Below are 25,931 nucleotides of genomic sequence, written 5' to 3'. Positions count from 1 at the left end.
TCCGTCAGGCCTCGGGCAGTTCCTTGGGGCCGCCTTCGCGCAGTTCCTGGGCTTCCCACTCCTCGATCTTGCGGGCGGTCCATTCCGGCGACTTGGTGAAGCGAGCCAGAACGCCATAGATCACCGGGACCACGAACAGGGTCAGGACGGTGGCGAAGATGGCGCCGGTGAAGATCACCACGCCGATCGTCTGACGGCTGCCGGCGCCTGCGCCTTGCCACAGCACTAGCGGTAGTGCGCCGAAGGCGGTTGCGATCGAGGTCATGATGATCGGACGCAGACGCAAGGACGACGACTCGATGATCGCCTCACGGATCGAGCGGCCCTGGTCGCGCAGCTGATTGGCGAACTCGACGATCAGAATGCCGTTCTTGGCCGCCACCCCGATCAGGATGATCAGTCCGATCTGGCTGTAAATGTTCAGGCTGGAGCCCGCCATCAGCAAGCCGAAAAGCCCGCCCGCCGCCGCCAGCGGCACCGTCAGCATGATGACCGCAGGCGTGATCCAGCTTTCGAACTGTGCCGCCAGAACCAGGAAGACGAGCAACAACGCCAGGCCGAAGGCCGCGAACACGGCCCCGCCCGCCTCCTGTTGGTCGCGCGCCGCCCCGCCCCACTGGGTGACGACGGCGCCTTGCGGCTGCTTGGCCGCCTCGGCGTTCAGGAACTGGATCGCGTCGTCGATCGTGGTGCCGGGATTGAGGTCGGCCTGCAGGGAGATCGCGCGCTGTCGGTCCAGTCGGCGACGGTCCGGCGTGTCGCCGCTGGTCTTGGTCGTGACCACGGCCGACAGCGGCACCAGTTGGCCGCCCCCGGTCGCGACGTACAGGGCTTCTAGGTCGGCGACCTCACGACGATTGTCGCGCTCAGTCTGCAGGATGACATCGTATTCCTGACCGCCCTTGATGTATGTCGTGGCGCGGCGAGAGCCGAACATGGTCTCCAGCGTGCGGCCGATCGACTGGGACGAAACGCCCAGCGCGGCAGCTTTCTGCGGATCGACATCGACCAGCAGACGCGGGGAGTTCGGCTCATAGTTCAAGCGTGGACGCGAGAAGCCGGGGTTGGCCTGGGCGGCGGCCAGCATGGGCTGAAGCCAGGCGTAGATCTGCTGATAGTCGCTGCCGGTCGCGATCAGCTCGATGGAGTTGGAGTTGCCGCCGCCCCGCTGGAAGGCGCCGGGGGTCGAGGCGTTGACCTGGGCGCCCGTCTGGCCTCGCAGCTTGCCGTTCAGTTCCTGAGCGATCTCGGCCGCCGAGCGGTCGCGCTTGGACCAGTCGGCGAGCGTGAGGACGGCGTTGCCGGAGTTGAAGCTGCCGCCGCCGAAGCCGGGCGCGGACACCAGATAGCTGTCGGCCTCGCCGCTCGTCTTGTATTCAGCCAGCAGAGGCTCCAGCCCCAGCATGATCTTGCGGGTATAGTCGAAGCCCGCGCCCTCGGGGCCGGCGACGCGCACCGTGACCCGGCCGCGATCCTCGTCCGGCACCAGTTCGTTGGGCAGAGTCAGGAAGATGCCGCCCGCCCCCGCTGCGACCAGCAGGATCAGGGCGCCGACGCCGATCACCGCGATGCGACGGCCCAACAGCATGTCCAGCGACCGGCCATAGGACGACTTCAGCCTGTCCATACCCCAGTCGACCTTGCGCGCCACCCAGCCGCCGCCATGGGCGGGTCGCAGGATCTTGGAGGCCAGCATCGGCGACAGGCTGAGCGCCAGGAAGGCGGAAAAGGCGACGGCCGCCGCGATCGCCGCAGCCAGTTCGACGAACAGACGTCCGACATAGCCCGGCAGGAACAGCAGTGGCGCAAACACCGACAGCAGCACAATGGTGGTGGCCACGACCGCGAAGAAGACTTGGCGCGCACCGCGTTCGGCGGCGACCAGAGGCGGCTCGCCCAGATCCAGACGACGCTGAATGTTCTCAACCACCACGATGGCGTCATCGACCACGAGGCCGATGGCCAGCACCAGGGCCAGCAGCGTCAGAAGGTTCAGCGAGAAACCCAGCGGGGCCAGGACGATGAAGGTCGCCAGCAGACAGATCGGCGCCACGATGGACGGGATCAGCGCGGCTCGCAGGCTGCCCAGGAAGATGAAGTTCACCAGGGCCACCAGGGCCATGGAGATGCCGATGGTAATCCAGACCTCGTCGATTGCGTGCGAGGTGAAGACCGAGTTGTCGGATCCGACCTCGATGGTCACGCCCGGCGGCAATGTCGGCCGGATTTCCTCGATCATCTTGTGGACGCCGTCCGAGATGGCGAGGTCGTTGGATTGCGCCTGACGGGTCACGGCCAGGCCGATCTGATCCATCCCGTTGCCGCGGAACAGACGCCGGTCTTCTTCCGGCGCCTCCTCGACGCGGGCGATGTCGCCAAGGCGCGTCACATAGGTCGGCTGCCCTTGGATGATAGCCGACGATCCGCTGCCCGTGCCTGTGGCGACCGTCGCTGAGGCCGAGGCCGAGCCTCGCGTGCCGATGGGCAGTTGGCGGAAGTCTTCCGGCAGGGCGTAGGTGCGCGCCACGCGGACGGTGTAATCCTTGTCCGTCGATTCCAGCGAGCCGGCGGGCAGTTCGACGTTCTGGTTCGTCAGGGCCGTCTCGACGTCGTTGACCGTCAGGCCCCGCGCCGCCATGGCGGCGGAATCCAGCCAGATGCGCATCGAATAGCGCTGCTCGCCATAGATGTTGACCTGGGCCACGCCGGGCACCGTCGCCATCCGGTCGATCAGATAGCGGTCAGCGTAATCGGTTAGCTGCAGCCGGTTCATGCTAGTCGAGCGCAGGAAGACGATGATGATCGGCTGGCTGTCGGAATCGGCCTTGGCCACTTCGGGCGGGTCTGCTTGATCGGGCAAGCGGCCGACCACGCGGCTGACGCGGTCGCGCACATCGTTGGCGGCGTCGTCGATATTGCGGTCCAGCGAGAACTCGATGTTCACGTTGGACCGTCCGTCGCGGCTGGTCGAGTTGATGCGTTCGACGCCCTGGATGCCGGCGATCTGCTGCTCCACCGGCTCGGTGATCCGGCTCTCGATCACCTCGGCCGAGGCGCCGGCGTAGCTGGTGTTGACCGAGACGATCGGCGGATCGACGTCGGGCAGTTCACGTACGGGCAGGAAGAAGAAGGCCGCCGCGCCGATGACGCACAGCACGATGGCCGCGACGGCCGCGAAGACGGGCCGCCGGACCGAAACATCGGACAGCATCATTTGGCGGCGCCCGACTTGCGACCCTGGCCGCCCACGCTGACCGGTGCGCCCGGCTGAATACGGTTCAGGCCCGATCCGACGATGCGGTCGCCGGCCTCTATGCCGGACAGGATTTCAACAAAGCCGTTCTCGACGGCCCCGGTCTCGACCTCGACCCGCTGCGCGGTGGAGCCGTTCTGGCCGGGCGCGATGCGATAGACAAAGGCGCCGGCGCCTTCATATTGCACGGCCGACTCGGGCACGGCGGCGCTCTGACGCTGGCCCTGCTGGACCGCCACGCGCATCAACATGCCGGGACGGATGCGACCGCCGGGGTTGGGGAACTCCGCGCGCGCGGTTGCGGCGCGGGTCGTTTCGTTGACGCGCGTGTCGATCAGGGCGATCCGCCCAGTGAACGGCTCGTCGCCATAGGCGTCTGCCGTCGCCGTCAGCTGGGCGCCGGGACGCAGCAGGTTCAGATAGCGCTCAGGCAGGGGGAAATCGACGCGGATCGTCGACGTGTCGTCCAGCGTCGTGATCACCGCGCCAGGGTTGATCAGCGTGCCGGGCGTCACCGTCGTCAGACCGACGCGCCCGGAGAATGGCGCCCGGATCACCCGGTCGCCCCGACGCGCCTGGGCCGCCTGCAACGACGCCCGCGCGGTTTCCAACCCGGTCTCGGCCTGTTCCAGCATGACCTGGGGCGCAACGCCCCGGTCGGCCAGGGCCTTGTAGCGATCGTATTCACGCTGGGCCTGATTGACGTTGGCGCGAGCCTCGATAATGGCCGCGTCTTCTTCACGCGCTTGGAGTTCGACCAGTGGCGCGCCGGCCGAGACGTACTGGCCGTCCGCGAACAGGACGCGGGTGATCAGTTCGGTGGTCGAAGAGGTGACGTTCACCGACCGCTCGCCGCGCGCCACGCCCAAGACGCGAATTTGATCCGAGAAGGGTCGCTGCGCCACGACGGCCTCGGACACCTGCTGCGCCCCGCGTCCGCGACCGCCGCCCGGCCCTGCCGCCTTCTTTTCATCTCCCGCGGAGACTTTGACGATGGCGGCAACGACCATCAGGGCAAGCAGGACAGCGGCGGCGACGAGGAAGAAGTGACGTTTGATCACGCGGGGGTCTCTCGGTCAGGGGACGCCGCATGCATTACCGGGTAATGAAGTGCGCGCAATGTTACGTATCAGTAACGTGCCGGATCACATTTTCCGTCGCGGAAATCTTGCCTAAAATCGTCTCCAGATCGAAAGAACGGGCCCGCGGCTGATGGGGATCTCCTGGCCTGCGACGGTTTGTCTCCATCCGGCCTGCAAGCTCCAGGCGCCGAAATCACGCACCACCGAGGCTTCCACGGAAAGCCAGCGCGCGCCGCCGTCGGCCGCGCCGCCGAACGCCTGACCCAGCATCATCCAATCCTCGCCGATCCGGGTGCCCGCCGTGGCGTCGATGCGGGTTTCATCCGGCAAGCCGTCCCGCAGACGGCGTGCGGCCTGAAGCTCGACGAATGCGCCGTCCATTCCCCAGCGCTCGCCCATCTCGCCGAGGGACCGGCCGACCGACACGCGGGCCTCCCAATCGTGATCGCCGACGCCCGGCGCGGCATAGCCGGCGTTGCGCCCCTCCCCGGCTTGGGTATAGCCGCCGTAAAGGCTGACGGCGTTCAGGTCGTCGCGCCAGACCTGCCAAGTCGCGCCGATTTCGATTGGGCCGCGTCCGCTGTAGTCGACGAAGGCGTCCTCGCCGTCCTGCCAGTCCGCCTTGAGCTGCAGCGTCAGCCGATCCGACACGCCGTATTCGGCGAACAGACCCAAGGTCGCGTCGCGCCGCTGGCCGCGCAGATCACGCTCCTCGCCACCAGCGTCGAAACCTGTGTCGGCGCTCAGCCGCTCGTATTTGACGATGGCTTGGCCCTTGCCTTTCGGCTGGGTCCAGGCGCCGGCGACGACTTCAGCCGGCGTCAATGCCGCGAGGACCAGCGCCCCGGCGACGACGGGAACTAGGCGTCGTAGCCCGGCGACTTTCGATCCAGCTGTCGCAGAGCGCCCGGCCAGGCCAGCGACGAGATGAACCCAATGCCGCGCCCCTGCTCCTTGGTCTCGGCCTGCGCTTCGTCCGGCGCCAATAAGATGTGCTCGCGCCCGCCAGACAACGCCGCAACCTGCTGCGCGCAGGCCCTCTCCAGGAAGAAGATGCCGATCCATGCTTGAGCCGCCGTTTCCCCGACCGCCAGCGTGCCGTGGTTTCGCAGCAGCATCAGCGGTTTGTCCCCCAGGTCGGCGACCAGACGTTCGCGTTCGTCATGGTTCAGAGCCAACCCCTCGTATCCATGATACGCAACCTGATGCTGTAGTAAACAGGCGTTCTGACTGACGGGGAGCAAACCTTCGGCCTGAGCGGCGACGCCCACGCCGTTCACTGTATGCAGATGGATGACGAACTTGGCGTCTTCGCGCGCGGCGTGGACGGCGGAGTGGATGGTGAAGCCCGCCGGATTGATGAAATAGGGCGTGTCCTGGACGATGGTCCCTTCCAGATCGACCTTCACCAGCGACGAGGCCGTAATCTCGTCGAAGTAGAAGCCGTACGGATTGATCAGGAAATGATGCTCCGGCCCGGGCACGCGCGCCGAGATATGGGTGAAGATCATGTCGTCCCAACCGTTCAAGGCGACCAGCCGATAGAGGGCCGCCAGCTCGACACGGACCTGCCATTCGGCTTCGGACACGCGCGACTTGATCGAGGGACTGGTTCCGTCCGCCATGATTTCCTCCTGCCTCTGGATGGGCTTTTACAAACCGTCACCCCGCGCGGTCGCGTCGTCAAGCCGACAAGGCCGCCGTTGACGTGACGTCACCCCCTGCGGCGGCCTTGCTTAACCCGGTCTTCATCACGCAAGCATATGGTTAAGCATCGTCGCCGGTTCGGGGAGCCGCCTTGTCTGTCGTTCAACTGGAGCCGCCCCGCGACGCCTGGGACGACCGGACTGTGTCTGAGCTTCTGGCGCTGGCCAGCAGCCGTTCGGCCGACGACCGTCAGCGCCTGCTGCTGAAGGTCACCTCGCTGTGTGAATCCAATCCGCCGCCACCCAAGGTCGCGCCGCTGCTCAGCGACATTTTCCTCGCTCTGACAGCCCAGGCCGAGCGGGATATTCGACTGGCCCTGTCCGAACGGATCGCGGGCGTCAACTGGGCGCCGCCTGCGCTGGTCAATATGCTGGCGTTGGATGAGATCGAGATCGCCCGCCCGGTCATCACCTCCAGCCCGCTTCTTCAGAACGCCGACCTGATACGCCTGCTGATCGAGGCGACGCTGGAGCATCAGATCGCCGTCGCCCGGCGCCCGCAGCTGGCGCGGCCGGTCGTGGACACGATCGTCGATCGCGCCGAACCCGTCACCATGACGGCGCTGGCGTCCAACCGTACGGCCGACATTGGCGAAGACGCCATGCGCAAGCTGGTTGATCATTCGCGCCGCATCGCGGGCCTGCGGGCGCCGTTGACGCGTCACCCCAGGCTGAACGAACAACTGGCTCAGCAGCTTTATCAATGGGTCGGCCAGGCTCTGCGTCAGTCGATCGGCGAACGCTTCCGCATCGACGACGCCCAGTTGAATGCGGCGGTTCAGGACGCGGCGGCGAAGGCTGCCGGCAGCCCGGAATGGCGCGCCATGTCCGCCCGGATGCCCGAGGATCGCGTACGCATCGACGCGGAACGACGACTGGTGGAAAAACTTCAAGCCGCCGGCCAGCTGCGCCCCGGTCTGCTGGTCCGCGCGCTACGAGAACAGCGTTTCGAACTGTTCGAACAGACGTTGGCGGTGCTGGGCGGCTTCAGCGAGGCTCAGGTGCATCACGCCATCCGCGCGCCGACCGCCGAGCCGCTTTACCTGGCCTGCATCGCGGTGGGCGTGGATAAAGCCGTTTTCGCCTCCCTTCTGGTCGAGGTGCGCAAGCTTTCGGGCGGAATGCCTGCCGACGGCGGCTGGAAGGCGACGCCGATGAGCGCGCACGCCGCCTCTCGCGCCTTCCATCAGATGATGCACAAGCCCGCGACCGTTTGACTCTGCGCGCAAGCTCGGGCCACGTCGCCAAGTGACTCAGTCAAGCTCTCCTCCCCTGCCGTCATCGCCCCGATTGGCCTTCGTCGCCAGCGACCGGCCCGAAGCCCAGGCGGCGCGCAAGGCCTTGATCGCCCGCTATGGCGCCGTGCCCGAAGACGAGGCCGATGTGATCGTGGCCCTGGGCGGCGACGGGCAGATGCTGGAAACCCTGCACGGCAACCTGCGCCAGCGCACGCCGGTGTACGGGATGAACCGGGGGTCGGTCGGCTTTCTGATGAACGACTACGACGACAACGGTCTGCTGGAGCGGATCGCGACGGCTGAAAGGACGGTCATCCACCCGCTTCAGATGGACGCCTGGACCGAAAGCGGCGAGGTGCACACCGGCCTGGCCATCAACGAGGTGTCGCTGCTGCGCCAGACACGCCAGTCGGCCAAGTTGCGGATCACCGTCGACGAGCGCGTGCGGCTGGAAGAACTGTCCTGCGACGGCTGCCTCGTGGCGACGCCTGCAGGATCGACCGCCTATAACCTGTCGGCTCACGGCCCGATCATCCCATTGGACGCCCGTATCCTGGCCCTGACGCCGATCAGCGCCTTCCGGCCCCGTCGCTGGCGCGGCGCCCTGTTGTCGCACGGCGCCAAGGTGCGGTTCGAGGTTCTGGAGGCCGACAAACGCCCGGTCTCGGCGACCGCCGACAACTTCGAGGTCCGCCGCGTCGCCCGCGTCGAGGTGCGCGAGCGTCGTGATGTCACCCTGACCATGCTTTTCGATGCGGGCCGGTCGTTCGACGAGCGGGTGATGGCCGAACAGTTCGCGAACTGATCGGTCACGGCTTCTTAAGCCCGCTACCGTATCTTGGTGTGAACGTCCTATGGAGCCCGCCATGAGCAATCCGGCGCAGATCACCCCTCCGACCAACTCGCTGCGGCTCAAGGTCGGCGGCGGCTTCGGCATCAACGCCGACGCCATCGCCAAGGCTGAGGAGGCGCTGAAAGCCATGTCGGCCCAGTTCGGCCAGTGGCTGAACGACGAGATCGTAAAGCTGGACAAGGCGCAGGCCGACATCCGTGAGCAGGGCTACATCCCCGCCACCGCCGAGGCTTTATATTTTCGGGCTCATGATCTGAAGGGCTTGGGCACGACCTATGAATATCCGCTGGTGACGCGCATCGCCGGTTCGCTGTGCAAGATGCTGGACGACGCCGATCGCCGCATGACTGCGCCCATCGCCATCCTGGACGCCCATATCGACGCCATCCGCGCCGTCGTCCGCGACCAGATCAAGACCGACGAACATCCGACCGGCCGCGCCTTGGCCGAGACACTGGAAGCGCGCGTCGCAGACCATCTCGCAGGCTGATCGTCCCCCCAGCCGTTTGCGAAAGGCCCATCGTCTCCGGCGGGCCTTTTTTCTTTGAGCCTGCTCGGTTGAGACGGATCGCTTCGCGATCTCGTCGATGTCGTGGATCAGGCTCTCAGGATCAGGCCGCGTTGGCGGCGGCCAGGCTGAGCGACGGCGACTGATCCAGCCGCTCCATCAGATAGGCTAGATCGTCGCGCAGCACGGCCGGACGCTGGGTCAGGAACCGCTCCAGCATCTGATCGCGGAAATAGGCGCTCGACGTATCGATCCCCTCCGCCGCCAGCGCACGCCAGGTGTCGACGCCCGCGCGGAAGGCTTGGAACAGGCGCGGCGGCAAACCCGCGCGATCATAGATGGCCTTCAGCCCCAACGGACCGGCGTCATGCACCATCAGCCAGGCGCGGTGATGCGGCGTGTTGGCTAGTTCGGCCAGCCCATATTCGAACATCGCCATCTGACCTCGCGCCAGTCCGCGCAGCAGCAGCGATGCAGTCAGCACGCGACGGGCGTTCAGTTGGGCCATGAAGGCCGCCAGATCGGTGCTGACGCTGGCCTGATCAACCAGATCGACCGTCATCCGCTCACGAGAGTATTGGGCCAGACGGATCGCGGTTTCCGGCGTCACAGCGTGATGGCTGATCAGATGTTCGCGCACCGCCTCGCTGGCCAGTTGGATCAATCGTTCGGTCACATGCAGCGGCAGGACCTGGCGATAGGCCACAGCGGTCAGGACTTCGGGCGCTTCGGCGAAACGATCGACAACGGTGGCCAGCGCGGCTTCGGACAGGTCGGCGTTGTCGTTCGCCGCCAAGGTGCGAACCGACTGCTCGCATCCTTCGGCCGCCAGCACGGTCGCGACGTCGCGCGAAACCCGCGCCCGCCCCGCCACGGCGACCTGACGCACGACCGATCCGGCGCGCACGATCTCGATCAGATCCTCGTCGCTGAACGCCGGCGACGAGGCGATGATCGGCAGGGCGATACTGTCCAGATCGCCGGCCAGTTTGCGCGCCACGTCATTGGGAATCAGATCGGACGCCTTCAGCGTGACAGCCATGGCGCGTCGCACCAGTTCGGCGGCGTCATTGGCCAGCAGACGCAGGATTTTTTGCGCCGCCGTCCGGTCGTCCTCATTCAGTTCCGCGCGCTCCATGTTGCGGCACAGCTTGTGCGCCGCCTCGGCCCGCTCATCGTCGTCCGTCGCCTTGATCAGGCGTCGAACGTCCACTTCTGTCAGGCGGGCGCGGAAGGCGGTCATGGACGGCTCGTGATGGAATCGGACGTTGATCCCAGAATGAGACTGCCATGCTTAACGGGCAGTTTACCATCTGTTGCAATGCAACGACTCAGGTCGATTCCTTGCCATTCGGCGAGAAAGCGCCGCCGAAGCCGCTGCTGGATGATCCATCCTGACCGAGCAGCAGCGCCAGCAGGCCTTGATCCTGCTTCAACCGATCCAGGCGCGCGGCCAGCATCTGGTCCTTGTCGCTCAGATTCGGCACGGCGTATTTCGTGTCGCCGGCTCCGGCGGCGGGTGCGCCCTCGCCGGCCGTACGCTGAAGATTGGCGTGAACCTCGGCGACCGTGGCGGCGCGTCCATTGCGATAGAAGATGCTGCGATTGGCCCGCGCGGCGTCCGGGAACAGTGCTGCGGCGCTGCCGCCCGGATTGCGATCCATCGCCTCCATCAAACCGGCGGCCCCAGCGGGCCCCAGGAAATGAGCCGCATACAGATCCCCCGCACCCGGCTCCTTGCCTGTGCGTCCGCGCAGATAGGCGGCGTTGGACGCCGTCAACTCAGCGGCCATGGTCGAGGCCGCATGGGGATCGAACCGCAGGTCCAGCACCACGTTGCGCGCCGAACCCTCGACGCGCCAACGTCCGTCCGACCCGCGATGGATCAGGTCGGCGTACTGGCCATAGCCGTGCTGGGCCCCATGTTGCTTGACCGTGCCCAGCCAGGTTTGTTCGATGAATTGAAACAGGCCGGCGGCCGACGAGGTCGGGGCCTTGGCCGACGGGTTCATCGCGCTCTCGCGCCGCGCGGTCTTGACCAGGAAGTCATAGTCCACGCCAACGGCGTTCGACGCGCGCCGGATGGCCGCCTCCACTCCGCCTGTCGATGGAATCGCTCCGATACCCATTTGCGAAGGGTCGGCGAACGTAGTTAACCAACTCTTAATTCTCAACGGCCGCGTTAACGCCTCGACCTTCGTCGAACACGAAAACTTCGCCGTAAAGCCGCCATAACCTGCGCGCTCAACTTCCAGTTACGGGCGCTGCGGGGGCGGTGAACGAGGGAGTGACGTTATGATGATCCGTGCTGCCGGTGGTCCCGGCTTGATCAGCCCGATCGACTTCGGGGAACGCAAGAAACCTATCCCGCGCTGGATGCTGGGCGCCATCGGCGTCTCGGTCGTCCTGCACGTTGCTGCGGGGGTGGCGCTTTATAATCAACGGTTCGAGCTGAGCGGGCTAACGCCACCAGTGACGCCCGATGATCCCATCGATATCGTCTTCCAAAGGCTGCCGGAGCCCAAGCCGCTTCCACCCACGGTTACGGCCGCCCCGCCGACGCCAATCCACAAGCCAGCGCTGACCGTTCCTGTCGATGTGCCGACAATCGCGCTCACCCCGCCAGAGAACTCGTCCAACACGGCACCGCCCGGACAAGTGATCGTCAGCACCGCCCCCACCGGCGTCGAGGGCGGCACGGCAACCGTCGAGACGCCGCCGCGTCCGCCGTCGGTGATCAACAATCCGTCTTGGGCCAGCCGGCCTTCGGCGGCGCAGATGGCGCGCGCCTATCCGACCCGCGCCGCAGAGAACGGCACGCCGGGTTCAGCCACGCTCAGTTGCGTGGTCAATGCGGACGGCGGCCTGAACGGCTGCCGGGTCGTGGGTGAGACACCGAGCGGCCAGGGCTTCGGCCGCGCCGCACAGAGCCTGACACGGTCGTTCCGCATGAACCCGCGCACCGTGGACGGCCGGCCTGTCGACGGCGCGACCGTCAACTTCACCGTCCGGTTCGCGATGGAGGGCTAGAACCGACCAGGGTCGAGGGCGCGGGCGTGCGGCGACGCCGTCCGCCCCTCGATCGCATCGGCGACCACTGCGCCGACCAAGGGCCCCAGCAGCCAGCCGTTTCGACGCGGAGCCAAGGCCAGAAACAGACCCTCTTCACCAGGCGCCGCGCCCGCGAGCGGCAGACCATCCGCCGTTGCGCCGCGGATGCCGACGCGCCATTCGATAGACAGCGGCTCAGGCGACCGACCCAGCGCAGCCCACGCCGCCTGGGTCAGGCGTTCGGACGCCTCGGCGTCCGGCGCCGTATCCCGCCGCCCCGGCTCCATCGTCGCTCCGATGACCGCGCCAGACGCCATTGGCGCGACATAGGCGCCCGGCCCGCGCACGACATGATCGACAAGATGTCCGGCCGCCACGCCGATCTGTCCGCGGATCGGCTCAATATCTGCGATCAAACGGCGCGCGGTCTCGGGCAGACCTGCCATGGCGTCACCGGCGCCGGTGGCCAGCACGACCGCGTCTGCATCCAACCACCGATCAGCGACTTCGAGTCGCCAGCCGCCATCGATGCGGGCTATCGTCGTCACCGTTCCCACCACGACAGCCTCGCCTAGCGCCTGCTTCAGCGCCGCCAGAGCCTGTGTCGGCTCGACCTGATGATCGTCATCGGTCGTGACGCCGGCGCCATCGCGCCGCGCGTCGAAGCCCAGCGCGCGCAACCGCGCCTCCATCGCCTGCACATCGCCGCCTCGCCATTCGGCGGGTCGATGCGCCAGAGCGATGTCGGCCGCCGTCGCGAACGCGGGCCACAAATCACGGCCTGCCCTAAACAGCCGCGCGCGATCAACCGACACGTCGCCGATGGCCGATTCCATCGCTGGGGCGATCATGCCCGCAGCCACTGCTGAGGCGTTCACCCCGCCCGGATCGACAACCAACACCGCCCGGCCGCGCCGATGCAACTCGTACGCCGTGCAAAGGCCCAGCACGCCGGCGCCGACGATCACGATAGGAGAGGAAGACGTCACGGGCCGTCTGATCGACCCGCAACGCTCCTATTGCAAGATGGCCTTCGCCTATTCCGCCGCCATCGAGGCCGCGCCGGCGTCGTCCAGACGCGCGACCAGGGCCGCGTGCTGGTCCCACAGGGCGGTCGGCAGTCGATCGCCGAACTGGCGATAGAAGTCGGGGATCAGCGCCGCCTCTTCGGCCCAGACGCCTGCATCGACGTCCAGCAGAGTCGCCAATTGCGCCGGCGTCAGGTCCAGGCCTGACAAGTCCAAGGCCGTGACTGACGGCACGCGCCCGACCGCCGTATCGACCGCCTCGGCCTCGCCGTCGATCCGCTCGCTGATCCACTTCAACACGCGCGCATTGTCACCGAAACCGGGCCAGACGAAGCGGCCGTCCTGATCCTTTCTGAACCAGTTGACGAAGAAGATGCGTGGCAGTTTCGAGGCGTCTCGCCCTTGCCCCATCTTCAGCCAGTGGGCGAAATAGTCGCCCATGTTGTAGCCGCAGAAGGGCAGCATGGCGAAGGGATCGCGGCGCAGTTCGCCCACCTTGTTCTCGGCCGCTGCGGTGCCTTCGGACGCTACTGTCGAGCCCATGAAGACACCGTGCTCCCAATCGAAGGCTTCGGTCACCAGCGGCACGGCGCTGGCGCGGCGGCCGCCGAACAGGATCGCGTCGATCGGCACGCCCTTGAGATCTTCCCATTCCGGCGCGATGGCCGGGCATTGGCTGGCGGGCGCCGCGAAACGGGCGTTGGGATGGGCGGCGGGTTCGCCGGACGCGGGATCGTGCGGACGTCCCTTCCAGTCGATCAGGCCTTCGGGCGTCTCCTTGGTCAGACCCTCCCACCACACGTCCCCATCGCTGGTAAGGGCGGTGTTGGTGAAGATGGTGTTGGAGGCCAAGGTCTCCAGCGCATTATGATTGGTGTTGCGGCTGGTGCCCGGCGCGACGCCGAAGAATCCGGCCTCGGGATTGACCGCATACAGCCGCCCGTCGTCGCCGAACCGCATCCAGGCGATGTCGTCGCCGATGGTCTCGGCCTTCCAGCCCAGCAGGCTGGGCTGCAGCATGGCCAGGTTGGTCTTACCGCATGCGCTGGGGAAGGCGGCTGCGACGTATTTCGCCCGGCCCTTCGGATCCGTCAGCTTCAGGATCAGCATATGTTCGGCCAGCCATCCCTCATCGCGAGCCATGATCGAGGCGATGCGCAGGGCGTAGCATTTCTTGCCCAACAGGGCGTTGCCGCCATAGCCCGAGCCATAGGACCAGATTTCCCGCGTCTCGGGGAAATGCACGATCCATTTGTCGTCGTTGCAAGGCCAGGCCACGTCCGCCTGACCATCGGCCAGCGGCGCGCCCAGCGTGTGGACGGCCGGCACGAAGACGCCATTATCGCCCAACTGATCCAGCGCCGGCTTACCCATGCGGGTCATCACCCCCATGGACAGGGCGACATAGCCGCTGTCGGTGATTTCGACGCCCAAGGCGCTGATCTCGGATCCTAGCGGGCCCATGCAGAACGGGACGACATACATCGTCCGCCCGGCCATGCAGCCGTCGAACAGACCATCCAGACGCTCACGCATCTCGATCGGATCGGCCCAGTTGTTAGTCGGTCCGGCGTCAGCCTGGTCATCCGAGCAGATGAAGGTGCGGCTCTCGACGCGCGCCACGTCGCGGGGATCGGAGGCGGCGTAGTAGCAGCCCGGCCGTTTGGTTTGATCCAGGGCCTTCAGCGTGCCCTTGGCCAGCAGGTCGCCGGTGATGGCTGCTTTCTCGGCCTCTGAGCCGTCGCACCAATGGACCTTGGCGGGCTTGGTCAGGGCGGCGATCTGCTCGACCCAGGCGATCAGCCCGGCATGGGCGGTGGGCGCCGGGCGCAAGCCGGGCGTTAAAGGATTGGACAAGGACGTCTCCTGAGCAAAAAGAGCCCGGCGATCTGACGCCGCCATGACCCGACATGTAACGATCACGCACTGTTACAAGCGAAATGCGCCACCGTTGCCGCCGCGTCAAACCGCGCACGAAAGCGCCGCTGTCCACCGGTGTCGTGGGCAAAAGATCGCAGATGCTGTTACGGCGCTAGAGCGGTAGAAGAGCCTGTGCAAACGCTGGATTCGCTCACTGTTCTGCCTGACGGCGCGCTCACTTCGCCCGCCGCGCGTCGAAACGCCGAGGCGATTCTTCGCGTGCTCCGCACCCATCTGCCGGCGCGTGGATCTGTGCTTGAGATCGCGTCCGGATCGGGCGAACACGCCGCCGCCTTCGCCGCCGCCATGCCGGATCTGGATTGGACGCCCAGCGATCCCAGCGACCAAGCCCGCGAAAGCATCGCCGCCTGGGCCCGTCAACTCGCTGTTTCGAACCTGAACCCGCCGTTGGTCCTCGACGCCGGCGATCCTATGACTTGGCCGACCGACACGTTCGCCGCCCTGTATTGCGCGAACATGACGCACATCAGCCCCTGGTCGGCGACCGAGGGGCTGATGGATCTGGCCGGTCGGGTCCTGCGACGCCCCGGCGGCCTGCTGGCGCTTTATGGTCCGTACCGTGAGGCCGAGGTTCCGCTGGCGGAATCAAACGCGGCCTTCGACGCCAGCCTGAAGGCGCGAAACGTGGACTGGGGCTTGCGTGATCGCGAAGCGGTCGAGGCCCTGGCCCGCTCGCATGGCCTTGCGGCCACGCTGCGGGTTCAGATGCCGGCGAACAACCTGATCCTGCTGTTTCGCGCCGTCTGATCAGACGATCGCGCCGACCAGCTTCGATAACTCGGCCCGCTCGTTCAGCAGGGTCACCCCCCCGTCGTTGAACACCGCGCCCTCGGCATTGGCGGGCACGCCGAAGCTCTCGGCCACCAGCGCAACGCCGTCGGCGAAGGCGATGACCGTCAGGCCGTTGGCGCGCGCCAGGTCGATCAGCGACCGCACGGCCGCCAGCGACGCCTCGTCCGTCGAACCCCCTGGCACGACCAGACCCTTCAGACGCCCTTCAGCGATGTCCTTGGCCGTTGCGGTGGCCAGCACGGTCACGCCGCCGGCAATCAGGCTGGCGTCGCCCGTCGAGATCGGGGCCAGGCCCACGCCCTCGGCCCGCAACGCGCCCTCCACGTCGCCTAACTCGCCAAACGCCATGTCACGCCGCATCACCAGCCCCATACGCAGACGGGTGGGAACAGGACGGTTGTAGCCGGTGCGACGGGGGCCTGCGGAAGATTTGTTTTGAGCGAACAAGACGTCTCCTTGAGATGTTTCAATACTGATACAGATCCGACAAGCGACGCTGTCGAACCACCCACGCCGATGACCAGAAAAAAGAAAATCGACGGGTCCGACGCGTGTCGTCCCGCACTCTTGATCATTTGTGGATTGCAGCCAGATATAGTGGCGATCCCATCTGGATCAACCTGCCAGTTCGAACAGACTGGCTTTGATGACCCTGAAAACGGCGACCTGCTTGCTCGCGATCCCGCCCGGCTCTAGACACCCGCATCGACTGAACGACGGAATCGCATGGCCTTCACCCGCACCTATGACGGCGACGAACCCGTTCGCGTGAACAAGTGGCTGGGCCAGACCGGCGTCTGTTCGCGGCGCGAGGCAGACACCCTGATCGCCAACGGTCTGGTCTCCATCGATGGCGAGACGATCAGCGACGCCGGCCGAAAGATACAACCCGGCGAAACCCTGACGCTGAACGACACCGCCCAGGCGGCCTTGGCGACGGGCATGACCCTGGTGCTGCACAAGCCGGTCGGTTACGTCTCGGGCCAGCCCGATCCGGGCAAGATCCCAGCCGTGCGACTGCTGAAGACGCCCAATCGTATCGGCGAGGGCGAGACGCCTGCGCGAGACGCCTCCCTGCCCCCCATCGGCCGGCTGGACGAGGATTCACGCGGCCTGTTGCTGCTGTCGTCGGACGGCGTCGTCGCCAAGGCGGTGATCGGCCCGGCGTCCGAACTTGACAAGGAATATCTGGTCGTCGTCGAAGGCCAGATCACTGAAGGCAAGCTGGGCAAGCTGCGCCACGGCCTGTCGCTGAACGAGAAGCCGCTGAAGCCCGCCCGCGTCACCCAGACGGGTCCGCAAAGCCTGCGTTTCGTACTGACGGAGGGCAAGTATCGCCAGATCCGCCGCATGTGCGAACTGGTCGGTCTGGAGGTCGTGGACCTCTATCGCATCCGCATCGGCCCGCTGGAGCTGGGCGACCTGCCTGAGGGCCGCTGGCGTCACCTGACCAATCAGGAACGTGCGATGCTGATCGCGGCCTCGACGACGCCGCCAGCGCCCTAAATCGAGCGCCTTAATCGAGCGCTCTGAACCACCGGTCCAGCAGTTGGGCCTCCGCACGGCGCGCCTCGGTGCGTTCGGCGGCCTCGGCGTCCACGCCCCACTGCTCTTCCTGGAACAGTTCGTCGATTCGCGACAGGTCGAACGCCGCCCCGCCACCCAACGCGCCCTGCTCAACCGCCAGGGCCAGCACCGCCGATCCCAGCAGCGGCACAGCCGTCGCCAGCCCCGTCAGGCGGAAGTCGTCCAGCGACAGGGCGTGCGCCTTGACCCGCGCGATGGCGTCCGGCGACTGCGGCCGATGCACGATGCCGGCGACCGGCTCCAGCGCCACGCCCATCTCGCGCGCAGCCCAGTCACGCCACGGCCCCCACTCCCGCGCCTGCCGTTCGACCAGCGGCGTCGGATGATCAGCCAGATAGCAGACCACGTCCGATCCGGCATAGGCGGCAATCTCGTCCGCGACAGGCTCGCGCGCCTGCCCGATCCGGTCGATCGCGGTCGAGGCCAAGCGCGTCGCCGGCATGGTCGACGGATCTAGAAACTGCCCTTGCGCCGCCCATTCGTCCGCGACCAACTGCGCCGAAGCCTGGGTCGGCAAGACCAACGGCGCCTTGTCCGGTGTTTTCGGCGCGCGCCCATCCAACAGTACGGCCCAGCCCCCGTCCGCATGCGGCCCGACTTCCGCCTCGGTCCAGAAGCGCGAGATGCGATCCGGCGACTGCTCGACGAAACGTGGGCGATGCGGGGGGGGGTGATCGGTCATCAGAAGGTCCGTTGGAATCAGTCCGGTACGACGTCGAACGCCAGCGTCAGACGCGACGCCTCGCCGCCGAACGGCTGGGTGCCATGCCACATATAGGAAGGAAACAGCACCAACGTGCCGGGTCGGGGCTGCACATAGTGTTCTGCCGCCAAGCTCGGCAGGCCGGGCGGCGCGCCGAACCGCAACCAGCCCTCGCGGCGCTCGCCCTGCACCGCCGGCGGCAGTTCGATATGGCAGGCCGCGGACAGCCAGCCGTTCGAATGGATATGGTCGGCGTGAAATCCGTTCGGCTTCAACCGCACCGACCAACTGCCTTGGATGCGATAGTCATCTGTATTCCGGGCCCTCAGCGGATCGTCGCCCTGACCCAACGCGGCCATATAGTCGCGGATCGGCTTGTCGATGGCCTGGAAGAAGGCGCGAATGGCCGGATTTTCGCTCTGCGCCAAGGACGCGCTGGTCTGCGATCCCCCGCGCAGCGACTGGCCCACCGGATGGTTCTTTAGCGTATGCAGGTCGTGCAGCGCCTTCGCCAGATCGACCAGATAGGCCTCCAATGACGCCCACCCGTCAGGCGCCTCCAGCCGATATGGCCGCACGAAGGCGTCGTAGTCGTAAAGCCGGCCGTACCGCACATCGCCGAGCATCCGCCAGGCCGTCGCCTGAAAGGCCAGCACATGCTGGTTCAGCGGCTCGCGGCCCCGCAACGTCTCGATCGTGACCAGCGCCGCCTCGGCCTGACCCAGCGCCAGCAGGCATTCGGCCTGGGTCACCATGATCGCCGGAACCTCGCCGCCCGCCAGCGCCGCCGCCCGGTTCGCATGGTCCAGCGCCCCGAGGGGATCCCACGTCAGACACGCCTGCGCCGCCGCCAGTTCCCCGGGCCCATCCAGCGGTCCGGCGACCAGGGTGTGATAGGCCCACTCGCCCTCCCCTGCATATTCCAGCAGCTTCGCTTTGATCTGGCGCAGCAAAGGCGTTGCTGGCGATACGGCTATGGCGGCATCCAGCGGCGCGCAGGCGGTTTCCAGATCGGCATCTCGCATCCAGATCAACTGGCTCAGATCACGCAGCGCATCGCCGTAGCCGGGCCGCCGCAGCAGCGCCTTACGATAGGCGTCCTCGGCCTCGTCGAACCGACTCTGCGCCTGCAAGGCCCGCGCCAAAACCAGCCAGGTTTCCGGCGCATCGCCGCCGATAGACATGGCGGCGCGACACGCGACTTCCGCCTCGGGCACCCGCCCGAGATCGCCGAGGGTGGACGCCAGATTATGCCACGCTGGCACGCTGCGGGGCCGAACTGCGACGAGTCGCTGCGACAGCGCCGCACTCTCTTCCAAACGCCCCACACGCTTCATCAGATCGGCCTGGACCGACAGCGCCTGCCACGGCGCATCGGCCTGCTGCGCTATCGGCGCCAGCATAGCCAAGGCCGCGTTCATCCGCCCGGCGGCGGCCAGAGCCTTGGCCCCTTCGACCCTCGCCTGGACCTCAGCAGTCACCGGATTCGCTTCACGCCCAGGAAGGGATCGTCTTCGGCCTCGTCCTCGGAGAAACCGAAGTGGGCGAAGCCGGCTTTCATCTCGGGACTCAAAGGGGCGGTGACCTTGAGAACGCCGCCGCGCGGGTGATCCAGTTCGATGCTGCGAGCGTGCAGTTGCAGCTTCAGCGGGCCCGACAGTTCGCGCGATTTCTCGTCGCCGTATTTCGGATCGCCCAGGATCGGGTGGCCGATCCCCGCCATATGGGCGCGCAGCTGGTGCGTCCGGCCGGTGAAGGGGCGCAGCGCCATCCATGACGCCCGATGCGAGGCGCGGCTGATGGTGCTGAACGCCGTTTCAGCCGGTTCGGCGCGCGGGTCCTTGCGCTCGGCCGGTCGCATCATTTCGAAGTCGTTGATGCCGGTCTTCTTCAGCGGCATGTCGATCTGACCCGAATAGGGTTTCGGATTTCCGATGACGATGGCCCAATAGGTCTTCTTGGCCTGCCGCCGCGCAAAGGCGCCCGCCAGTCGCTTGGCCGCCTCCGGCCCCTTGCCCAGCAGCAGGACGCCCGAGGTGTCGCGGTCCAGCCGGTGGACCAGGCGCGGTCGCTCCAATCCCTCGCCCCAGGCCGACAGCAGACGATCGACGTGACGGCTCGTCTTGGTCCCGCCCTGCACCGCCAGGCCATGCGGCTTGTTCAAGGCGATGACCATGTCGTCTTCGTACAGCACCAGCGACTTGGCGAAGGCGATGTCCCTTTCGGACAAGGTGTGGGCGTCCCCCGCTTGGCGAGAGGTGTCATCGGGGATCGGCGGCACGCGCACGGCGGCGCCGGCGGTCAGTCGGCCTTCGGGCTTGATGCGGGCGCCGTCCACCCGGATCTGACCGCTGCGGGCCATTTTTTGCACCTGGATGTTGGACAGGTGCGGCCAGCGCCGGCGGAACCAGCGGTCCAGCCGGATGCCGTCCTCGTCCTCGGCGACATAGATCGTCAGGACTTCGCGTTTGGGCGCATCTGCTGCGGGCGGCTGATCGGTCAAGCGGGAACTCCAAAGGCGCGGCGGGCGACCATCAGGCCGACGAACAGGGCCGCGATCGCCAGAACCACCGAGCCAATCACATAGGCCGCGGCCAGGCCGATCTGGCGGCGCTCGATCATCTGCACCGCTTCAAGCGAATAGGACGAAAAAGTCGTGAACCCGCCCAACACGCCGACGGCGGCGAACAGGCGCACCATCTCCTGCTGCGCCCCGCCCCGGAACGCCAGCCAGCCGACGAGCAAACCCATCAGCAGACCCCCGGCGACATTGGCGGCGAAGGTGCCCACGGGCCAACCGGCATTGGGTGCTAGCCGCCCGGCAGCGAGGCCAAGGCCATAGCGCGCCATGGAGCCGATGGCGCCACCTGCCGCAACGAGAAGAAAACGTGTCATCGTGCGGCGATATATACGCCGCCCGCGCCGAAAGCGATGGTCAGCGCGGGATGGAGCTCTGGACCGCGCGCGCGTCATAGGCGTTCGGACGATCCGGCTTCTGGCCGCGTCCCAAAACGACTTCCAGCGTCGTCGAGGTCGGCTGCGGTCCGCTGAAGTTCAGACCCACGCCCACGCCGACGCCCGAGGCTGAATAGCCGCCATACCGGCTGCTGCCGCCGCCGATGGAGACGCTTGGGCTGACCCCGCCCGCGCCACCCGGCCGACCATCGGTCCAGCTCTGCGTTACCTCAAACCAGTCGTAGCCTTGTTCGGTGGTCAGGTCGGCAGCGCGCACCAGCGCCCAATCAGCGACACGGCCCGCGGCGCCGACGCCGTTGTAGGTGACACGATAGCGGTTGGATTCGATCCGCTGCTCGGAATACCCCTGCCCGTTCGGGCCCATCTGCGCGCCATAGGGCGCCAGGCTGGCGCAGGCGGTCAGGGCCAAGGCGGAAAGACCGGTCAGGGCGAGGACGAGACGCTTCATCAGAGGTATCCTTTCAACGACATAGCGCCAAAACGCGCACGGCGTTCCCTGAAGCGCCCGCGCCCTAAAGACCCAGCGCCGTTCTCAGCGTCGCGAAATCCTCGGGCGGCGGCGCTTCGACCGTGGTCGTCCCACCCTCGGGATGCGGAAAGGTCAGTTTGGCGGCATGCAGCATCAGGCGCGGCGCCGGCCCGACCGGCGTGGTCAGCGCGCCGCCGTAGCGCACGTCTCCGATCAACGGCCGACCGATATGGGCCATGTGGACACGCAGCTGGTGCATCCGCCCGGTCAGCGGCTCCAGCTCGACCACGGCCCCTTCAGGTCCTGCGGCCAAGGTCCGATAGCGGCTCTGCGACCCTTGCGCGCCCGGCGCGTCAAAGGTGACGACCCGCATATAACTCTCGCGCCCAATCTCCTCGCGGCGCAACGGCGCGTCGATGGTCGCCGCCTTGGGCTCAGGCGCAGCCGAAAGCAGAGCCAGATACTGTTTTCTGAAACGCCGCATCTGCAACGCCTTGCCCAGAAAACTGGCCGCCGGCTTGGTCTTGGCCGCCAGGATCACGCCCGAGGTGTCGCGATCCAGCCGATGCACCAACTCCGGCCGCTTGCCGTTTGACCGCGCGAACGCCCAAAGCAGGTCGTCCAGCGTATTCGCCTTGATCCGCCCGCCCTGGCTGGACAGCCCCGGCGGCTTTGAGAAGGCGATGACGTGCGCATCCTCGTGGATCACCCACGACCGGACGGCGGCGATATCATCGGATGAAAGATCGGCAGGAACGCGGGTCACGGCGCGTCCATACGCGACGGCGCGCCCTGCGTCAGCCCATCAGCGCAGCAAGCCGCGTTTGCGCATATTGAACGCATAACCAAACAGTAGAACCGCAATCAGCAGGATGACGATCGGCATCCAGCTCATGGCCGCCAGTTCGGGCGGCGCCGGCGGCGGAGGATCGATCAACTTGCCATAGATCAGGCTGATCAACGCGCCCAGCAGCGACAGACCGAAGGCCGGAACCGCCCAACGCCGGCGCAAAAGCAGCAGCACCGAACCGATCACCGCACCCCAGACCCCCAGCGTCCACGGCACATACATCCAGCCGGGCATGGCCTCGTAATAGGCGACCATGGCGTCGTCGAAACCCGCCGCTCGCATATAGGCCTCGCCCCGCGTCGTGGTCTGGATGAAGTCAAACGCACCGAACCCATTCCACAACAAAGACAACACGCCCACCAGCCACAGATGCCAGGGCGTTTTCACCGTCTCGATCATCGTCCCCTCCCAGGATGTCAGGCCGAAACGCTAACCGCCTTATCGACTGGCAACAATGAACAGCGTTCAGTCAGTCGCCGGACGCGTCCACCGCCAGCCTTGCTCGCATCTCGGCCCAGCGCTCCAAACGCGCCTTGACCTTCTCCTCGTGCCCTTCGCCTTTGGGCTTGTAGAAGGTGCGACGTTCCATCTCGTCGGGGAAGAAGTTCGCGCCCGAAAAGCCCTCGGGCGTGTCGGGGTCATACTTGTAGCCCTTGCCGTACCCCAGCGACTTCATCAGCTTGGTCGGGGCGTTGCGGATATGGGCGGGCGGCATAAGCGACCCTGTCTCATAGGCCGCCTTCTTTGCCGCCTTGAACGCCCCATAGACACCCACCGACTTGGGCGCTGTCGCCAGATGCACCACCGCCTGGGCCAGGGCCAGTTCGCCCTCGGGACTGCCCAGGAAGTCGTAGGTGTCCTTGGCTGCATTGGCGACCAGGATCGACAACGGATCGGCCTCGCCGATGTCCTCGACCGCCATCCGCACGATCCGCCGAGCCAGATAGAGCGGATCCTCGCCTCCGTTCAGCATCCGCGCCAGCCAATAGAGCGCGGCGTCAGGGTCGGAGCCCCGAACCGATTTATGTAGGGCGGATATGAGGTTATAGTGTTCTTCTCTCGACTTGTCGTAGGCGGGCGCACGGCGTTGCAGCACGCCCGCCAGTCCCTGCACGTCCAGCTTTTCGCCCTCAGGCAGGTCGAACAGCACCTCCGACATGGTCAGCAGATAGCGCCCGTCGCCGTCGGCCAGGGCCAGCATCGCCTGCCGGGCCTCCGGCGTTAGCGGCAGGGTCCGGTCCATATGCGTCTCGGCCCGGCTCAGCAGCTGATCCAATGCGGCATCGTCCAGCCGCTTCAGCACATAGACCTGACTGCGCGACAGCAAGGCGCCGTTCAGCTCGAAGCTGGGGTTTTCCGTCGTGGCCCCGACCAGGGTCACCACCCCGGCCTCTACGAAGGGCAAAAAACCGTCCTGCTGGGCGCGGTTGAAGCGGTGGATCTCATCGACGAACAGCAGGGTGCTCTGTCCCGCCGCACGCCGCATCCGCGCCGCCTCGAACGCCTTCTTCAGGTCGGCGACGCCCGAAAACACCGCGCTGATCGCCTGATATTCATAGCCGGCCGCCTGCGCCAGCAGGCGCGCGATCGTGGTTTTGCCCGTCCCCGGCGGTCCCCACAGGATCATCGAGCCCAGCCGCCCGGCCTCAATCATGCGCCGGATCGGCCCGCCTGGCCCCAGCAGATGATCCTGCCCGACCACCTCGTCCAGCGTGCGCGGACGCAGGCGGTCGGCCAGAGGGGCGTCGGGGGGCAGAATGCCGGAGGCTTCAAACAGGTCGCTCATGGGTGCGACCTATGTAGGCGTTCGCCAAAGGCTTTTCACGCGTTAGTATGGCGAACCGCCACGGAGACCGCCCCATGACCGACGCCAATCCGAACCAGGGTCCGACTTCTGGCGTGACGCCGCATCTGACAATCCCGTCGCGCGGGGCCTCTGCGGCGATCGATTTCTACATTATCGCCTTCGGGGCCGAGGTGTTGGACCGTCGTCTCGCCGATGACGGCGAGCGGCTGATGCACGCCCACCTGAGAATCAACGGCGCCAGCGTCATGTTGAATGACGAGTTTCCGGAATACGGCGGCTCGCAGGATGTCCGCCCTGCCGGCGTGACCCTGCATCTTCAGGTCTCCGATCCCGACGCCTGGTGGACGCGCGCCATGATCGTCGGCGGCGCGGAACCTGTGCTGGACATGGCCGATCAGTTCTGGGGCGACCGCTACGGCGTCCTGCGCGACCCCTTCGGCCACACCTGGTCGATCGGCGGGCCGACGAAGACCTGACGACCTATCTCAGCACGCCCCGGATCTGGCGGCCGCCGCGATTGACCACGACCTCCCACGGGCCGCGACCGGAACTGGCGGCCTCGACATCGCGGGCCGAGCCGATGGCGCGGCCATTGATGCTGACGATCAGATCGTTCTGACGGAATCCCGCACGCGCCGCATAGCCGCGGCCGGACACGCCGGTCACGATAACGCCCGTCGCGAACGGATCGCCGCCCAGCCGGTCCGCCAGAGCGGGACTAAGCGCCACGACCTCGGCGCCGGCGAAGGGGCCGGACTGGATCGTCACCCCCTGCTTGGGATCAGCGTCGCCCGGCAGAGTTTGCACCCGCGCCGTCAGGGTCTGCGCCCGACCGTCGCGCAGGATGGACACCTGCACCTGATCGTTCGGATTGCGCGAGCCGACGCGGTAGTTCAGCCCGTTCTGGTCGTTGATCTCCTGACCATCGACGGCGGTGATGACGTCGCCCTGACGAATGCCGGCGCGCGCGGCCGGACCGTTTGCGTAGACGTCGGTGACGACCAGCCCCTGCGGTCGGCTCAGGCCCAAGCTGCCGGCGATGTCGCCGGTGACCGTATCGCCCTTCACGCCCAGCCACGGCCGAACCACAGCCGTCGCGCCGCCCAGCGCGCTGTCGACGACCCGCTTGACCATGGCCGCCGGCACTGCGAACCCGACCCCGGCCGAAGAGCCTGAGCGCGAGAAGATGGCGGTGTTGATGCCGATCAGGTCGCCGTCCATGTCCACCAGCGCCCCGCCCGAGTTGCCGGGGTTGATGGCCGCATCGGTCTGGATGAAGGACCCACTGTCGGAAATGCCGGTCTCGGTCCGGTTCAGGGCCGAGATAATGCCGTTCGTCACCGTCTGCCCCACGCCGAACGGATTGCCGATGGCCAGAACCAGATCGCCGACCTGCTGCTCTTCCTGATCGTCGATGGCCAGCACCGGCAGGCGGTCGCTGACGTTCTCCAACCTCAGCACCGCAATGTCGCTGCGCTCGTCGGCCAGAATGACGGTGGCCGGAAACTCGCGCCGATCGTTCAGCACGACCTTGATCTGCTGGGCGCCGTCGATGACGTGGTTGTTGGTCACCACGATCCCGTCAGAGCGGACGATGACGCCAGAACCGACCGATTCCGCCACCCGCGCCTGGGGAATGCCGCCGCCGAAGAATTGGAAGAAGGGATCGGCCTGCACCCGCTGCACGCTGCGCGCCGAAATATTGACCACGGCCGGCGCCGCCGATCGAACCACCGGCGCGAAGCTCGATTTCATCCCCGCCGCATCGGCCGGGGCGGTGCGCGTCGGTTGGGCGAACTCGCCCTCCTGCGCCTTGGAGTTCGAGGGATTGCCGCACGCCGACAGGGCGAAGGCGGCGGCGAGCACGATCGATCGGGTCTTCATGGGCATCCGAGACTGGGGCATCCGAGACTGGCAAGCGTAAAGCGACGCCATTCCGCACCCGGTTTCGGGCTGGATCAAGGCGTATGATGTCATCAACGGACAAGCTTTACAGCCGTTCCGTTCGGCCCCCTGCCCGCCATATTTGCCCTTCGCGCGCAGGATCGCTACATCCGGCGCAACTCCCCATTCAGACGAACCCGAAG

The 25,931-nt window shown here is 66.6% G+C and carries 25 protein-coding genes; 7 read left to right on the top strand and 18 right to left on the bottom strand.

The window, feature by feature from the left end:
- Positions 1-4: 4 nt before the first annotated feature.
- The 4 genes from B3T77_RS12335 to B3T77_RS12320 form a co-directional block, all read right to left on the bottom strand.
- Positions 5-3,211 carry an efflux RND transporter permease subunit gene (locus B3T77_RS12335; protein WP_055754845.1) on the bottom strand — a complete coding sequence of 1,069 codons (3,207 nt, stop codon included), beginning with the start codon at positions 3,209-3,211 and terminating at the stop codon, positions 5-7.
- Positions 3,211-4,314, bottom strand: a complete 1,104-nt coding sequence (locus B3T77_RS12330; protein WP_055754844.1) for an efflux RND transporter periplasmic adaptor subunit — start codon at positions 4,312-4,314, stop codon at positions 3,211-3,213. Before B3T77_RS12330 ends, B3T77_RS12335 begins: the two co-directional genes overlap by 1 nt.
- 111 nt (positions 4,315-4,425) lie before the next feature.
- On the bottom strand, positions 4,426-5,160 hold the full coding sequence (locus tag B3T77_RS12325) for a hypothetical protein (protein WP_292079920.1): 735 nt from the start codon (positions 5,158-5,160) through the stop codon (positions 4,426-4,428).
- 35 nt (positions 5,161-5,195) lie between these two features.
- Positions 5,196-5,960: a class II aldolase/adducin family protein gene (locus B3T77_RS12320; RefSeq protein WP_292079919.1), complete on the bottom strand. Its 765-nt coding sequence runs from the start codon at positions 5,958-5,960 to the stop codon at positions 5,196-5,198.
- Between the two features lie 173 nt (positions 5,961-6,133).
- Between B3T77_RS12320 and B3T77_RS12315 the strand changes: the two genes are divergently transcribed.
- From B3T77_RS12315 to B3T77_RS12305, 3 genes are all read left to right on the top strand, one after another.
- A complete protein-coding gene (locus B3T77_RS12315; RefSeq protein WP_292079918.1) occupies positions 6,134-7,258 on the top strand; it encodes a DUF2336 domain-containing protein in 1,125 nt (374 codons plus the stop codon).
- Positions 7,259-7,331: 73 nt separating this feature from the next.
- Positions 7,332-8,084 (top strand): NAD kinase, encoded by a 753-nt coding sequence (locus B3T77_RS12310; RefSeq protein WP_156146818.1) that lies wholly within the window; start codon positions 7,332-7,334, stop codon positions 8,082-8,084.
- 61 nt (positions 8,085-8,145) lie between these two features.
- Complete coding sequence (locus B3T77_RS12305; RefSeq protein ID WP_292079917.1) at positions 8,146-8,622, top strand: Hpt domain-containing protein; 477 nt, start codon at positions 8,146-8,148, stop codon at positions 8,620-8,622.
- A 121-nt stretch (positions 8,623-8,743) separates the two neighbouring features.
- Here B3T77_RS12305 and B3T77_RS12300 read toward each other — a convergent pair whose 3' ends face one another.
- A complete protein-coding gene (locus B3T77_RS12300; RefSeq protein WP_292079915.1) occupies positions 8,744-9,883 on the bottom strand; it encodes a DUF2336 domain-containing protein in 1,140 nt (379 codons plus the stop codon).
- Between the two features lie 88 nt (positions 9,884-9,971).
- On the bottom strand, positions 9,972-10,769 hold the full coding sequence (locus B3T77_RS12295) for a transglycosylase SLT domain-containing protein (RefSeq protein WP_292079914.1): 798 nt from the start codon (positions 10,767-10,769) through the stop codon (positions 9,972-9,974).
- A gap of 166 nt (positions 10,770-10,935) precedes the next feature.
- Between B3T77_RS12295 and B3T77_RS12290 the strand changes: the two genes are divergently transcribed.
- A complete protein-coding gene (locus B3T77_RS12290; RefSeq protein WP_292079913.1) occupies positions 10,936-11,670 on the top strand; it encodes a TonB family protein in 735 nt (244 codons plus the stop codon).
- On the opposite strand, the gene B3T77_RS12285 is transcribed toward B3T77_RS12290, so the two are convergent.
- A complete protein-coding gene (locus tag B3T77_RS12285; protein WP_292079912.1) occupies positions 11,667-12,680 on the bottom strand; it encodes an NAD(P)/FAD-dependent oxidoreductase in 1,014 nt (337 codons plus the stop codon). The genes B3T77_RS12290 and B3T77_RS12285 overlap by 4 nt on opposite strands.
- A gap of 48 nt (positions 12,681-12,728) precedes the next feature.
- Complete coding sequence (locus B3T77_RS12280) at positions 12,729-14,576, bottom strand: phosphoenolpyruvate carboxykinase (GTP) (RefSeq protein ID WP_292079911.1); 1,848 nt, start codon at positions 14,574-14,576, stop codon at positions 12,729-12,731.
- 195 nt (positions 14,577-14,771) lie between these two features.
- On the opposite strand from B3T77_RS12280, the gene B3T77_RS12275 reads away from it, so the two are divergent.
- Positions 14,772-15,407: a DUF938 domain-containing protein gene (locus tag B3T77_RS12275; protein ID WP_292079910.1), complete on the top strand. Its 636-nt coding sequence runs from the start codon at positions 14,772-14,774 to the stop codon at positions 15,405-15,407.
- Here the strand turns inward: B3T77_RS12275 and B3T77_RS12270 are convergent, their stop codons facing one another.
- The gene (locus B3T77_RS12270; protein ID WP_292079909.1) at positions 15,408-15,899 is read right to left on the bottom strand and encodes a hypothetical protein; all 492 of its coding nucleotides are present in this window, start codon (positions 15,897-15,899) and stop codon (positions 15,408-15,410) included.
- 279 nt (positions 15,900-16,178) lie between these two features.
- Between B3T77_RS12270 and B3T77_RS12265 the strand changes: the two genes are divergently transcribed.
- Positions 16,179-16,958, top strand: coding sequence for a pseudouridine synthase (locus tag B3T77_RS12265; RefSeq protein WP_292079908.1), 780 nt, complete (start codon positions 16,179-16,181; stop codon positions 16,956-16,958).
- Positions 16,959-16,968: 10 nt separating this feature from the next.
- Here B3T77_RS12265 and B3T77_RS12260 read toward each other — a convergent pair whose 3' ends face one another.
- The 8 genes from B3T77_RS12260 to B3T77_RS12225 all read right to left on the bottom strand — a co-directional run bounded on the left by B3T77_RS12260 (position 16,969) and on the right by B3T77_RS12225 (position 23,823).
- Entirely contained in the window at positions 16,969-17,721 is a 753-nt protein-coding gene (locus tag B3T77_RS12260; RefSeq protein WP_292079907.1) for an ATP12 family chaperone protein, read from the bottom strand.
- A gap of 17 nt (positions 17,722-17,738) precedes the next feature.
- On the bottom strand, positions 17,739-19,223 hold the full coding sequence (locus B3T77_RS12255; RefSeq protein ID WP_292079905.1) for a putative 2OG-Fe(II) oxygenase: 1,485 nt from the start codon (positions 19,221-19,223) through the stop codon (positions 17,739-17,741).
- Complete coding sequence (locus B3T77_RS12250) at positions 19,220-20,245, bottom strand: RluA family pseudouridine synthase (RefSeq protein ID WP_045811444.1); 1,026 nt, start codon at positions 20,243-20,245, stop codon at positions 19,220-19,222. The genes B3T77_RS12255 and B3T77_RS12250 overlap by 4 nt, the downstream gene beginning before the upstream one ends.
- The gene (gene crcB, locus B3T77_RS12245) at positions 20,242-20,637 is read right to left on the bottom strand and encodes a fluoride efflux transporter CrcB (RefSeq protein ID WP_039247210.1); all 396 of its coding nucleotides are present in this window, start codon (positions 20,635-20,637) and stop codon (positions 20,242-20,244) included. The genes B3T77_RS12250 and crcB overlap by 4 nt, the downstream gene beginning before the upstream one ends.
- Before the next feature lie 40 nt (positions 20,638-20,677).
- On the bottom strand, positions 20,678-21,166 hold the full coding sequence (locus B3T77_RS12240; protein WP_292079903.1) for a CC0125/CC1285 family lipoprotein: 489 nt from the start codon (positions 21,164-21,166) through the stop codon (positions 20,678-20,680).
- Between the two features lie 64 nt (positions 21,167-21,230).
- Complete coding sequence (locus B3T77_RS12235; protein ID WP_292079902.1) at positions 21,231-21,953, bottom strand: RluA family pseudouridine synthase; 723 nt, start codon at positions 21,951-21,953, stop codon at positions 21,231-21,233.
- Between the two features lie 39 nt (positions 21,954-21,992).
- Entirely contained in the window at positions 21,993-22,436 is a 444-nt protein-coding gene (locus B3T77_RS12230; RefSeq protein ID WP_292079901.1) for a hypothetical protein, read from the bottom strand.
- Between the two features lie 70 nt (positions 22,437-22,506).
- Positions 22,507-23,823, bottom strand: coding sequence for a replication-associated recombination protein A (locus tag B3T77_RS12225; RefSeq protein ID WP_292079899.1), 1,317 nt, complete (start codon positions 23,821-23,823; stop codon positions 22,507-22,509).
- A 74-nt stretch (positions 23,824-23,897) separates the two neighbouring features.
- On the opposite strand from B3T77_RS12225, the gene B3T77_RS12220 reads away from it, so the two are divergent.
- Positions 23,898-24,320, top strand: a complete 423-nt coding sequence (locus B3T77_RS12220) for a VOC family protein (RefSeq protein ID WP_292079898.1) — start codon at positions 23,898-23,900, stop codon at positions 24,318-24,320.
- A 4-nt stretch (positions 24,321-24,324) separates the two neighbouring features.
- Here the strand turns inward: B3T77_RS12220 and B3T77_RS12215 are convergent, their stop codons facing one another.
- Positions 24,325-25,728: a Do family serine endopeptidase gene (locus B3T77_RS12215; protein WP_026108432.1), complete on the bottom strand. Its 1,404-nt coding sequence runs from the start codon at positions 25,726-25,728 to the stop codon at positions 24,325-24,327.
- Between the last annotated feature and the right edge of the window lie 203 nt (positions 25,729-25,931).

Source organism: Brevundimonas sp. UBA7838, assembly GCF_002500885.1.
Classification (GTDB): domain Bacteria; phylum Pseudomonadota; class Alphaproteobacteria; order Caulobacterales; family Caulobacteraceae; genus Brevundimonas; species Brevundimonas vesicularis_C.
This window is presented reverse-complemented; position numbering and strand designations above follow the sequence as displayed.